Source organism: Hymenobacter mellowenesis, assembly GCF_030581005.1.
In the GTDB taxonomy this organism is placed as follows: Bacteria; Bacteroidota; Bacteroidia; order Cytophagales; family Hymenobacteraceae; genus Hymenobacter; species Hymenobacter mellowenesis.
On record NZ_JAUQSX010000004.1, the window covers coordinates 372,541 to 384,710 of the forward strand.

At 62.6% G+C, this 12,170-nt stretch carries 8 protein-coding genes and 1 tRNA gene; 5 read left to right on the plus strand and 4 right to left on the minus strand.

What is annotated here, in order from left to right:
* Window positions 1–180: 180 nt before the first annotated feature.
* Window positions 181–3,399, plus strand: coding sequence for a PAS domain S-box protein (locus tag Q5H92_RS10095; protein WP_305011393.1), 3,219 nt, complete (start codon window positions 181–183; stop codon window positions 3,397–3,399).
* 157 nt (window positions 3,400–3,556) lie between these two features.
* Here Q5H92_RS10095 and Q5H92_RS10100 read toward each other — a convergent pair whose 3' ends face one another.
* Entirely contained in the window at window positions 3,557–3,898 is a 342-nt protein-coding gene (locus Q5H92_RS10100) for a cupin domain-containing protein (protein WP_305011394.1), read from the minus strand.
* A 172-nt stretch (window positions 3,899–4,070) separates the two neighbouring features.
* Between Q5H92_RS10100 and Q5H92_RS10105 the strand changes: the two genes are divergently transcribed.
* The 3 genes from Q5H92_RS10105 (at window position 4,071) to Q5H92_RS10115 (ending at window position 8,784) form a co-directional block, all read left to right on the plus strand.
* Window positions 4,071–4,904, plus strand: a complete 834-nt coding sequence (locus tag Q5H92_RS10105) for a serine O-acetyltransferase (protein ID WP_305011395.1) — start codon at window positions 4,071–4,073, stop codon at window positions 4,902–4,904.
* Window positions 4,905–5,005: 101 nt separating this feature from the next.
* The gene (gene cysK, locus Q5H92_RS10110) at window positions 5,006–5,929 is read left to right on the plus strand and encodes a cysteine synthase A (RefSeq protein WP_305011396.1); all 924 of its coding nucleotides are present in this window, start codon (window positions 5,006–5,008) and stop codon (window positions 5,927–5,929) included.
* A 353-nt stretch (window positions 5,930–6,282) separates the two neighbouring features.
* Window positions 6,283–8,784: a GEVED domain-containing protein gene (locus Q5H92_RS10115; RefSeq protein ID WP_305011397.1), complete on the plus strand. Its 2,502-nt coding sequence runs from the start codon at window positions 6,283–6,285 to the stop codon at window positions 8,782–8,784.
* Between the two features lie 222 nt (window positions 8,785–9,006).
* On the opposite strand, the gene Q5H92_RS10120 is transcribed toward Q5H92_RS10115, so the two are convergent.
* Both Q5H92_RS10120 and Q5H92_RS10125 read right to left on the minus strand, forming a co-directional pair.
* On the minus strand, window positions 9,007–10,944 hold the full coding sequence (locus Q5H92_RS10120) for a peptide-N-glycosidase F-related protein (RefSeq protein ID WP_305011398.1): 1,938 nt from the start codon (window positions 10,942–10,944) through the stop codon (window positions 9,007–9,009).
* Between the two features lie 316 nt (window positions 10,945–11,260).
* Window positions 11,261–11,334, minus strand: a tRNA-Ala gene (locus tag Q5H92_RS10125).
* Between the two features lie 26 nt (window positions 11,335–11,360).
* On the opposite strand from Q5H92_RS10125, the gene Q5H92_RS10130 reads away from it, so the two are divergent.
* A complete protein-coding gene (locus tag Q5H92_RS10130) occupies window positions 11,361–11,591 on the plus strand; it encodes a hypothetical protein (protein ID WP_305011399.1) in 231 nt (76 codons plus the stop codon).
* A 10-nt stretch (window positions 11,592–11,601) separates the two neighbouring features.
* Here Q5H92_RS10130 and Q5H92_RS10135 read toward each other — a convergent pair whose 3' ends face one another.
* Window positions 11,602–12,144 carry a hypothetical protein gene (locus Q5H92_RS10135; RefSeq protein WP_305011400.1) on the minus strand — a complete coding sequence of 181 codons (543 nt, stop codon included), beginning with the start codon at window positions 12,142–12,144 and terminating at the stop codon, window positions 11,602–11,604.
* Between the last annotated feature and the right edge of the window lie 26 nt (window positions 12,145–12,170).

Consider the following 12,170-nt stretch of genomic DNA (forward strand, 5'->3'; position numbering starts at 1 on the left):
GTCAAGTATCTGTAGTAGAAGCTTATTGGTAGCATCTGCTTCGCGCCCGCGCCCGTATTTTGCTTGCATTTATATTCTTGAATTGGTCAGGGCTTCGCAACAGTGGCCCGGCCGGGGCGCCGGGGGCGTCGGAAAATAGCAGTTGTTTTTGAGTGCCCACCCGCCACAGTGCCCATGCCCATGACCCGAGCAGAGCTAGAACACGCGCTGGCCCAGCAGCAGGCCGAAAACGCGGTGCTGCGGGCGGCCCTGGCCCAGGCGCCGGTGCCAGCCGGCCCGGCCTCCCCGGTTCTGCCCAACCAGCAGGAGCTGCTGCAGCTGATGCAGGAAATGTACACCGCCGTGGTGCTCACCGATAGCGAAGGCCGCGTGACGTGGGTGAGCAAGGGGTTTTCTACCCTGTGCGGCTTCGAGCCGCAAGAGGTGCTGGGGCGGTACCCGGCCACGTTTCTGCGCCCGGGCCTCGACGACGAGAAGACCCTTAAATACATCGAAGAAAGCCTGCGGGCCCGGCTGCCATTCAACTACGAAATCCAAAGCCCCCACCCCAGGGCCACCGCCTGCTGGATACGGGTGAAGGTGCAGCCCATCCATAACGAGCGGGGCGAGGTGGTGATGGCCGGCTTGCTGGAAGATATTTCGGAGTGGAAGGAAGCCCGGTCCAACTTGGCCGAGAGCGAAAACCGGTTTCGGGCCCTGGCCGAAAACGTGCCCGGCGTGCTCTACGAATGGCGCAAAAACCTGGACGGCAGCTTTCAGTTCAACTACGTCAGCCCCAAGCTGCTGGAAATATTCGGGCTTCGGCGGGATGAAGTCGAGCGCATGCCGGAGTTCATTCACCCCGACGACCGGGCCGGTTTCCTGCAGTCGATGGCCGACGCTACCAGCGCCCGGCTGCCGTGGGCCTTCGAGGGCCGGGTGGTGGTGCCGGGCCAGCCCCTGCGCTACCTGCAAGCCAGTTCCAGCGTGACTGGTGTGGATGAGCGCGGCGTCATCTACACCGGAATTTTACAGGATATCACGCCCCTGAAACAAGCCCAGCTGGCCCTGCGCGAAAGGGAGTTGCGCTGGCACCTGGCCATCGAAGGCTTCGGCGACGGCATCTGGGAGCGGGACATGCGCTCGAACGCCGTTTTTTACTCGGCCGACTACCGGGCCATGCTCGGCGGCTACACCGAAGAGGAATTTCCGAACGAGTATAGCAGCTGGCTGACCCACATGCACCCCGACGACCTGGAGCCGGCCCAGCGCAGCGCCTGGGCCTACCTGCGCGGCAAAGCCCCGATGATGGCCGTCGAATTTCGGATGCGCTGCAAGGACGGCAGCTACAAATGGCTGCTGAGCCGGGCGCTCATCACCGCGCGCGCGCCCAACGGCGAACCGCTGCTTTTCACGGGCGTGCACACCGATATTTCGGAGCTGAAAAAGGCCCGCGAAGCCCTCGATGCTTCCAATCTGCGCCTGACGGCCGTCATTGCCAATTTCCACGAAGGGGTGGTGCTGGAAGATGAAAACCGGCATATTGTGCTCGCCAATCAGGCGTTTGGCCACCTGCTGAAGGTGCCCGCGCCCCCGCAGGAGCTGGCGGGGCAGCAGGGGGCCGCGCTGGCTGAGGGCGCCCGCGACCTGGTGCAACACCCCAACCAGTACGTGGCGCGCATCACGGCTCTGCTGCGCCGCCGCCGGCCGGTGGTGGGCGATGTGCTGAAGCTGCGCGACGGCCGCGTGCTGCAGCGCGACTTTGCCCCGATTTTCGACCAGCACCGCTACATCGGCCACCTGTGGAAGTATGAGGACATCACGGCCCGCGCCCACGCCGAGGAAGACCTCAAGCGCCGCGAGGAGAAGTACCGCGGCATCATCGAAAACATGTCGCTGGGCTTGGTAGAGGCCGATTTGGACGACCACCTGCTCTACGCCAACCAGAGCTTCTGCGACATGACGGGCTACTGCACCGACGAGCTGCGGGGCCGCAAGCTCTCGCCGCTGCTGCTCTCCGGCGACGACCTGGAGCTGGTGGAAAGCAAGCTCGAAATGCGTCAGAAGGGCATTGCCGACTCCTACGAAATAGCCGTGACCACTAAAAACGGCGAGGTGAAATGGCTGCTCGTGAGCGGCGCCCCGCTCTACGACGACGACCAGCAGCTGGTGGGCTCCATTGGCATCTACCTCGACGTGACGCCCCAGAAACACCTCGAAACCAACCTGCGCGAAGCCAAGGGCCTGGCCGAAATCAGCACCCGCGCCAAGCAGGATTTCCTGGCCAACATGAGCCACGAAATCCGCACGCCCATGAACGCCATCCTGGGCATGAGCCAGCTGCTGGCCAACACCGAGCTCAGCACTGCGCAGGCCCGCTACCTGCACGCCATCACGGCCTCGGCCGAAAACCTGCTGGTCATCATCAACGACATCCTGGATTTATCGAAAATCGAAGCCGGGCGTTTGGCCGTCGAGAAGATTGGCTTCAGCGTGTGCGGGGTGTGCGCGCAGGTGGAGCAAACCTTGCACTACAAGGCCGCCGAAAAAGGCTTGGATTTCGTGACGAACTGCGACCCTGCCATGCCCGCCGTGCTGCTCGGCGACCCCTACCGCATCACCCAGGTGCTGCTCAACCTGGCCGGCAACTCCGTAAAATTCACCGAGCGCGGCACCGTGCATATTTCCTGCGCGCTGCGGGGGCACACGCCCACCGGCGAGGCCATAGTCGAATTCACGGTGCAGGACACCGGCATTGGCATCGATGCCGAGTACCTGGCGCAGGTGTTCGAAGAGTTCAGCCAGGAAGATTCGTCGGTGACGCGGCAGTTTGGCGGCACGGGGCTGGGGCTGGGCATCAGCCGGAAGCTGGTGGAGCTGCTGGGCGGCGAGCTGCACATCGAAAGCCGGAAAAACCACGGCACCACCAGCCGCTTTGTGCTGCGCCTGCCCGTGGGCACCGCCCACGACGTGCCCCAGAAGCCGGGCGCCGACACCACCGGCCTGCGGCACGCCCTGCGCGGCAAGCGGGTGCTGCTGGTCGAAGACAACGTGTTCAACCGTATGCTGGCGTCGGTATTCCTCGGCAATGCCGAGCTGGAAGTGACCGAAGCATACAACGGCGAAATAGCCGTGGCCCTGGCCTGCGCCCAACCCTTCGACCTGGTGCTGATGGATGTACAAATGCCCGTAATGAACGGCTACGAGGCCACTCTGCTCATCCGGGAGGCGCTGGGGCCGGCCTTGCCCATCATCGCCCTCACGGCCAACGCCATTCAGGGCGAGCGCGAAAAGTGCCTCGCCGTGGGCATGAACGACTACATCACCAAGCCCTTCCAAGAAGCCACGCTCGTGAAAATGGTGTACGACTGGGTGCTGGGCCCGCGCCGGCAGCAGGCGGTGGGGGTGGGGGAGGAATAGGGCCGTTAGAGAGGGAGTAAACGAATAAAAAAGAACATCATGCTGAGCGCAGCCGAAGCATCTCTACCGCAATACTAAATAATTAGTGGCGCGGTAGAGATGCTTCGGCTGCGCTCAGCATGACGTTCTTCTTGTAGCTGGTTTGTTCTGAGCCAACCTATTCCGTATCCCGCCCGTGCACCTGCGCCGGGGGCGAGGTGGCTTCCACAGCCGTGAAGGTTTCGAGGATTTTGTAGGTGTGCTCGGCGCCCTGGGGCACCACCCAGGAGTTGCCGGGCTCGAGCAGCACCATTTGGCCGGCCAGGTGGAATTCGGCGCGGCCGCTGAGCACGTAGCCTACGGTTTCGTAAGGGCGCGTGGCGGGGGCTTTGGCTTCGCCGGGCTGCTCGTTTTCCCACATGCGCATGGCTACGTGCTTGCCCGAGGCCAGGTATTTTTCGCCGTCGGGGCCTTTGGGCGAGTGGTGAGAATCTACTTTGATGATGGTGGTATCGGCCATGAGGTGTTGGATTAAGAAAGGGGAGGAGTATCTTTTGGCCGGGAGCCGCGGAGGCCGCCGGCCTTTTCCGTAACGGCCGAAGCTGCTGCGCCGTTGCTGCGGCCGGCCGAAAACCTTCGCCGGCCCGCTTGGTTAAGTCCCCCGGTTCATCACCTTCCTTTTTTCTGTTTCCGTGCTTCCCGAATCTTTCGCTGTCGAGCTGGCCCAGGCCCATGCTGCCGTGCCCGATGCCCTGCCCGGGGCCGCCTTCTGCGCCCTGGCCGATGGCCTGTTGGGCCTGTTGTTTCCGTACCGGGCCGAGCGGCCCCTGCCCAACGCCGACGTCGTAGCCGCCGAGCTCTACCACTTCCGCTCCGAGCTGGCTGTGCTGCTGGCCAAGGTGCCGGCCCTGCCGGCCCCCGCCACCGAGCTGGCCGATGAGTTTACGGCCCAGCTGCCGGCCCTGCGCGCCGCCCTGCTACGCGACGCCACCGCCATTTTCGCCAGCGACCCGGCCGCTCAGGGGCTGGGCGAAATTATCGGTTCCTACCCCGGTTTCTATGCCACGGCGCTCTACCGCATTGCCCACGCCCTGCACCAGCGCGGGCTGCCCCGCCTGCCGCGCCTGCTGAGCGAGCACGCCCACCAGCGCACGGGCGTCGACATCCACCCCGGCGCGCACATCGGCCCGGCCTTCTGCATCGACCACGGCACGGGCCTCGTCATCGGCGAAACGGCCATTATCGGGGCCAACGTGCAGATATACCAGGGCGTGACGCTGGGCGCCATGAGCGTGACCAAGGGCCTGCAGGGCCAGAAGCGCCACCCCACCATCGAAGACCATGTGGTAATTTACGCCGGAGCTACCATCCTGGGCGGCAGCACGGTAGTGGGCGCGCACAGCGTCATCGGCGGCAACGTGTGGCTCACCGAGAGCGTACCCTCGCACTCCCGCGTGTACCACCGCGCCCACATCAACATCTCCCGCAGCGTGGACCCGGCGGCGGAACTGGTTTTTTCCATTTGATTGTAGCGTGGACTCTGCGAGTCCGCGCGTTTTTGAACGACCGATGCGCGGACTCGCTGAGTTCACACCACAAATACCCAAACACCATATCACTTCACCATATGAAAGCCAATACCATTCTCGATACCATTGGCAATACGCCACTGGTGCGCCTCAACCGAATATTTGCCACCGTGCGCCCCGACGTGGAGGTGTGGGTGAAGCTGGAGCGGGCCAACCCCGGCGGCTCTATCAAAGACCGCATTGCCCTGAGCATGATTGAGCAGGCCGAGCGCGACGGCCTGCTTACCAAAGACAGCCTGATTGTGGAGCCCACTTCCGGCAACACCGGCGTGGGCCTGGCCCTGGTGGCCGCCGTGAAGGGCTACAAGCTCACGCTGGTGATGCCCGAGAGCATGAGCATCGAGCGCCGCCGCCTGATGGCCGCCTACGGCGCCAACCTGGAGCTCACGCCCCGCGAAAAAGGCATGAAGGGCGCCATTGAAAAAGCCCAGGAAATAGTGGCCAACACGCCCGGCGCCTGGCTGCCCATGCAGTTTTCAAACCCCGCCAACCCGAAAATTCACGCCGAAACCACGGCCCAGGAAATCCTGCGCGACGCCCCCGAGGGTTTTGACTTTCACATCACCGGGGTAGGCACCGGCGGCCACATCACAGCCGTGACGGAGGTGCTCAAGCCCCACTTCCCGGGTATGAAAACCTTCGCCGTGGAGCCCGAGGCCTCGCCCGTTATCAGCGGCGGGGCGCCGGGGCCGCACCCCATTCAGGGTATCGGCGCGGGCTTCATCCCCGACAACCTGCACGTGAACGTGCTGGACGGCGCCATCACGGTGAGCCAGCAGGAGGCGTATGAGATGACGCGCCGCGCCGCCCGCGAGGAAGGGCTGTTCGTGGGCGTGTCGTCGGGGGCGTCGCTGGCGGCCATTGCCAAAAAGCTGTCCGACATGCCGCAGGGCAGCCGCGTGCTCACCTTCTGCTACGATACCGGCGAGCGGTACCTGTCGGTAGAAGGCTTGTTTGTGTAGGCGCGCGGCAACGTAGCGCAAGTATGCATTGCCGGGCCGGGCTGGGTGGTCGCCGTTAGCGGTGGCTGCTCAGCCCGGCTTTTTTGCGCCTTGAAATTTCGGCGAAGCGTGTGCCGCTATGGCGTTGGCACGGGGCAGAAAAGGGTTTGGGTATCAAATAGCTTCTGCTGAAGCAAAGTCGTTTTTGCCAAAAAAATAGTTGCAGCTTCTAAAAAGGTAAGATGTTGCAGTAAAAGGCGTTTCAAATAATAAAACCCGAATTTAAAATTTAATTAAATAGAAAATTTTCTAAGCCAGTTACAGCACGCCAGTCAATTTTAGCAATACATTTAGAAGGATTTAACCTTCATCGAATGAAACTAAAATTTACTCCATTATTGAAGTTGGCGCTCTGTGTGCTGGGTTTGGGCGCGGCCCCGCGGGCGCAGGCGGCCTACGTGCCCGTGTCCCTCACGGGCTTCACCGCCGATGTGGTGGCCAACGGCACGGGCTTGTCCACGAACTCGACCACGGTAGGCGTCGATGACAGCAACTACGTCTTCATGGCGCAGGACTACAACCCCACGGGCACGTCGTTTCTGCCCAACAACGGCCTCATCAGCAGTGCCGCCACCGCGGGCCTGACCTACCAGTTGGCGCCCTATACCGGCAACAACTCGCTGCGGATGCCGGCCACGCCCACCGGCACCGGCACGGGGTCGGGCACGCTCACATTGGCCACGCCGCAGTCGGCGGGCGAGGTGTACGTGCTGGCCACGTCGGGCAGCGGCGCCAGCACGGTCAACATCACCGTGACGTTTACCGATGGCACCACGCAAGTGTTTGCCAGCCAGACGGTATTAGACTGGTACGGCGGGGCCAATTACGCCATCCTGGGCTTGGGCCGGGTGCAGCGCGGCGTCGAAAACCGCGAAAATAACGCCGCTAACCCGCGCCTCTACCAGCTGCTGCTTACCCTCGCGCCGGCCAACTTCGGCAAGCTGGTGCAGAGCGTGGGCTTCGCCAAAACCTCAACCACGGGTGTGCTCAACATCATGGGCATCACCATTAATTCGGTATGCAGCGGCACGCCGGCCGCCGGAGTACCCACCGCCAGCACCGCCAGCGCCTGTACCAACAACAGCTTCACGCTGAACCTCACCGGGGCCTCTTCCGGCTCGGGCGTGAGCTACCAGTGGCAGAGCAGCCCGGCCGGCGCCAATACGTTTACGAACATCAGCGGCGCCACCACCGTGCCCTACACCGTGGCCAGCCAGACGGCCGCCACCGACTACCGCGTGGTGGTTACCTGCTCGGGCAGCAACCTCTCGTCCACGTCGCCGCTCGTGAACGTGCCCCAGAATTCTTTTCTGAACTGCTACTGCACACCCACCGGTGGCAACTGCACCAACGAGTGGATTCGGGGTGTGACCCTGGCCTCGCTAGGCAACACCGGCACCACCTGCAGCCCCGGCGGCTACACCAGCTACACCGCCAACACGGCCCTGACCACTACCCTCAGCCAGGGCACCACTTACCCCGTCACCCTCGATTTGCGGGTGAATGCCGCCAGCAGCGCCGCCGGCATCTGGATTGACTACGACCACAGCGGCACCTTCGAGGCCAGCGAGTACACCCTCATCGGCACCGGACCGGCCACCGGCTTCGCGGCCCTCAACCTGAGCCTGACCGCCAACGTCACCATTCCGGCCACGGCCCTCACCGGGCCCACGCGCCTGCGGGTGCGCTCCAACAACGGCGGCGTGGTGGGCAACCAGGCCTGCTTCAACAATTACTTTGGCGAGGTGGAAGACTATGTGGTCACCATTGTGGCGCCCGTGGCCTGCGCCGGCACGCCCACCGGCGGCACGGCCACGGCTTCCACCACGGCGGTGTGCCCGGCCACGGCCTTCACCTTGCGCGCCAGTGGCTACTCCACCGGCGCCACGGGCCTGAGCTACCAGTGGCAGAGCAGCCCGGCCGGTGCCAATACGTTCACCAATATCAGCGGCGCCACCACTGTGCCCTTCACCGTGGCCAGCCTCGCGGCCGCTACCGACTACCGCCTGCAAATCACCTGCGCGGCCAGCAGCGCCACGGCCGTGTCGGCCCCGGTGAGCGTGACGGTGGCCCCGTTCACGCAGTGCTATTGCACGCCTACTTACGTGAGCGGCGGCAACACCGACATCATCCGCAGCGTGAGCATCGGCTCGTTCAGCAACAATACGGGCGCGCTGGGCAACGTGGCCCCGTATTATCAGGACTACAGCACCCAGCAGCCCGCCACACTGGCCATTCCGCAGCTATTCATCGGCTATCCAAACCCGGTAACGCTCACCTTTGGCGCTGAAAACTTCCAGTACAGCGCCATTTGGGTTGATTTTAACCGAAATGGCATTTTTGAGGCCAGCGAATACTTTACGAGCGGTACCAATGCCGGCTCCAATGGCAGTGCTTCTATTCTGGTGACGGTACCTGGCACCGCCTTGTTTGGCCAGACCAAAATGCGCATTCGCGGCGGCGACGACTTGCTGCCGCTGGCCACCCAGGCCTGTGGCGCGTCGCAGTCCGATTACGGCGAAGCCGAGGACTATTTCGTGAACCTGAGCGTTATCACCGCCACCCGCCCCGGCCAGCAGGAAGTAGCCCTGAGCGCCTTCCCCAACCCCGCCACCAATGCCCTCACCGTGACGGTGGCCGCCACCAGCCCCCACGCCCAAATCAGCCTGACCGACCTCACCGGCCGCGTGCTCCAAACCCAGTCCATCACCAGCCAAACGGCCCGCTTCGACCTGAGCCGCCTGGCCGCTGGCATCTACCTGGTCCGTTACCAAGACGAGCACTGCAGCAGCACCATCAAGGTGAGCAAGCAATAGCCGCCCCGTTGGGCAACAAAAAGCCCCCGCAGCACGCTGCGGGGGCTTTTTGCATTCAAGGTGTAAGGGTAAGGAAAGGAGAGTTGGTATTTATAGCGAGTAAAAAGAACGTCATGCAGAGCGCAGCGAAGCATCTTTACCGCGCAATGCAATCAATTACTACTGAGGTAAAGATGCTGCGCTGCGCTCGGCATGACGGCCTCGGTTATTAGTAACTAAAACCTAGTCAATCACCAGGCGGCGGTTCAGGGTGGAGCCATCGGCCAGGCGCACTTCGAGGGCGTACACGCCGGGGGCCACGCCGTCGAGGGCGAGTTGCTGCACGGTGGCTTTCACCTGCGGCAGGGTGCGGGCCCACACGCGGCGGCCTAGGGCATCCACTACGCGCAGCTGCACATCCTGGGTGGTAGGCAGGTTGAGGTCGAAGGTGAAGCGGCCATCGTGGCTGGGGTTGGGGTACACGTCCAGGGCGCTCAGCAGCTTCTGGCTGGCCACGCCCGACACCGGACCGGCCACTTGGAAATTGAGCGTGTACTCGCAGCCAAAGTCGCCGTTGATGATGTTCAGCGCGCTGCCGGCCGAGTTCAGGATGCGCATGGTGCCCACCGTGGCCGGCGAAGCCCACCACGAAAAGCCGTCGCAGCCGGTATCGGTCAGGCGCAGCGAGTAGCAGCCCGGCGCCAGTCGCACGTTGTCGTTGTAGGTGGTGCTGGCGGCTGCGTTCACCCGCTGGCCCACCACGTTGCCGGCCACGTCGACAATCTGCCAGCTGGTTTCGTTGTAGAGGCCGTTGCGGGCGTTGTTGGTCGTCATGCTCACCGTGATGGAGCCGGGCAGTTGGATAGACGGCGAGAAGCGCGTGGTCAGCGTGTCGTTGTAGGCGTTCTGGTCGCGGCTGCCGTTAGGCCTGGCCGTCCAGGCCTGGAAGCGGCCGCCGGTGGTGTTGTTCATGAGCGTGCTCAGGGGCGGCAGCACCACCAGCGTGTCGCGGCCGTAGGCCAGGTCGCCGGTCCAGTTGTAAGTCTGGGTGGGGCCGCGGCCTTTCACGCGGTAGGCAATGGTCGCGGCCGTGAGGCGGTTGCTGCCTAGGTTGCGCAGTCGCACTTGTGGCCCACCGCAAATGGGGTTTTCGCGCACGTAGTTCTCGTTCGAGTTCGGCGCGATGATTTCGTCGAGCGAGGCATCGGTCTGGAAATTGATTGCGCCCGACGTCACCAGCTGGCTGCTCCAGATGTACTGGGCCGAGGCCGACGTCTGGTTCGAGGCCGTGTATGGCTGCATGTTCATATCGAGGGTGAACGGCTGGCCGGGCGTGGTCAGGCCGTTCAGCGGCTGCACAATGCGCCGCACCACCGCGCCGGGGCACCAGTTGCCGCGGTCATACACCCAAGTACCGGTTTGCGGGTACACCTCGTTTTTGCCGCAGTCGTCGCGCCACAGCGAAGTGGTGCTGGTCCATTGGTTATTGATAAACAGCTGGTAGTAGCGGCGGCAGAATTCGGCGCAGCCCGCCGGGTCGGAGCCGTGGCCCGAAATCAGGCTTTTCAGGGCAATGGTGCCGGCCGAAGGAGCTACCAGCGGGCGGGCGGGCAGGTGGCTCTCGATGGGGTCGGAGGTGCGGCCGTAGGCAAACGTGCCGTCATACACGTTGCGCACATCGATGGGGTCCTGCGGCGGCGTGCCTTCAATAAACTCCAACTGCACCGTTACCGTGAAGCCCCAGGAGTAGCCTTGGTAGTCGAAGCGCATGCCGGGGCTGCCCACCAACAGGGGCGCGTAGTCGGTCACGTCCACCACGTAGTCGTGGGTTTTGTTGCGGGTCAGCCAGTCGGTGGCGTAGGGCGTCATGATGCGCACCATTTCCACGCTGTCGTGGGCCGGCGGGCGCAGAATCAGGCGCGTAGTGTAGTCCCAGGAGCCGCAGTACTGCGAGCCCGGCGCGCAGGCGTAGCGCCCCAGAATGTAGTGCATCAGCACCTTGCGGTAGCGCCGCCCGGCGGCTGGCATCACCGCCGTGGTGTCGTAAAAGCCGTAGTGCGTGAGCTTGCGTTGATTGAAGATGGTGACGCGGGTAGTGTCGCCCGGCGCCGCTTGGGCCCGTTCCGACAGAGCCAGGCCCGCCAGGAGGAGCAATACCAGAATACGTAATTGTTTTAGCATTGAGCAGTAGGTTGATTTCCTGCTCAATATAAAACCGAAAAGTGCTACTGGCCTATTCTAACAAGCGGCCCATGTGCTGCGTCCGGCGCCCGCCCGTGCCCCAATGAGCAAGGATGCTTACGAGCTTCGCTTTCCCAGGCCGGCTTTGGCTGCAAGCTGTCAACAATTCAGCCCGTTTTCTGCTACTATTTTTAATTCAGCCCTGAGCCATATTTTTCATCTCAACCTCCGGCTCTGGTGGCCAAATCACTATGCCCCGAAAACAAAACAGGCAGCCGCCACCGAAGTCGCAACTGCCTGTTTGTGGGTGTATCAGTGGAGAATATCGGAGTCGAACCGATGACCTCTTGCATGCCATGCAAGCGCTCTAGCCAGCTGAGCTAATCCCCCTGATTTGGTTGTTACCGCCGTGCCTATTGCGCTTTGGTTCGACAAAAGTACAGCCAATTCGTGGTTTGCCAAATTTCGCGTTTGATTTTTTTCTCAGTTTGGCGCAAACGCCATGGAGTCAGTTACTAAAAAATAGCCAGCAGTTGACTTGCCCGGAATTTTTAGGAGAGACGGCGGAGCTGAGCAAAGAAAAACGCCCGCTGTTAACCAACAGCGGGCGTTTGACGGCTGAGCATTCAAACCAGAATACTCAATAGTATAGGCAGCTTAGTAAACGTATCCAGCCACGTTGGCATCGCCGGTGGTGGAGAAGTACCCCACGCTCGGCACAGCGGCCGTCCGGCTAAAGTTGGTGCCTTGGTGGTTGAAAGTGGCCCGGCTGGTGCCATTGATAACCACTGCTGCCGTGAGGCGCTGCGAATTGGTGCGGCGGCCCGGGCGATTGCTGCTGCGCAACACCACGCGGATGCCTAGGTTGGGCGTGTTCTCGGCCACCGTCAGGCCCGTTGCCACCGTGAAGGTTTGTGCTGTAGTGGTGATGGCAGTGGTGGTGAAAACCGGCGCGGTGCTCGCCGTAATAGCCGGGTAGGTGAGCGTACCGTCGGCATTGGTGGTCGGCTTCAGGGTGTACACATCTATCTGAGCACCTTGTAGCAACGTATCGCTGGCGATGGTGCTGCTAGTTAGGTTGTAGGTCACCGTCACCGTTTGGGCCGTCCGGGTGACGCGGGCTGGGGCCGGGTCGGTGCTGATTTCCGAGCAGGAAGCCAGGGTGAGGCCCGCCAGGATAGCAAAAAATAACTGTTTCATATGCATGGATTAGTTACGGAGTGAAG

Excerpts from the sequence above, each read along its gene's own strand:
- Q5H92_RS10095 (WP_305011393.1), top strand. The coding sequence starts at position 181 with ATGACCCGAGCAGAGCTAGAACACGCGCTGGCCCAGCAGCAGGCCGAA.
- Q5H92_RS10100 (WP_305011394.1), bottom strand. The coding sequence starts at position 3,898 with ATGGCCGATACCACCATCATCAAAGTAGATTCTCACCACTCGCCCAAA.
- cysK (WP_305011396.1), top strand. The coding sequence starts at position 5,006 with ATGAAAGCCAATACCATTCTCGATACCATTGGCAATACGCCACTGGTG.
- Q5H92_RS10115 (WP_305011397.1), top strand. The coding sequence starts at position 6,283 with ATGAAACTAAAATTTACTCCATTATTGAAGTTGGCGCTCTGTGTGCTG.
- Q5H92_RS10120 (WP_305011398.1), bottom strand. The coding sequence starts at position 10,944 with ATGCTAAAACAATTACGTATTCTGGTATTGCTCCTCCTGGCGGGCCTG.
- Q5H92_RS10135 (WP_305011400.1), bottom strand. The coding sequence starts at position 12,144 with ATGAAACAGTTATTTTTTGCTATCCTGGCGGGCCTCACCCTGGCTTCC.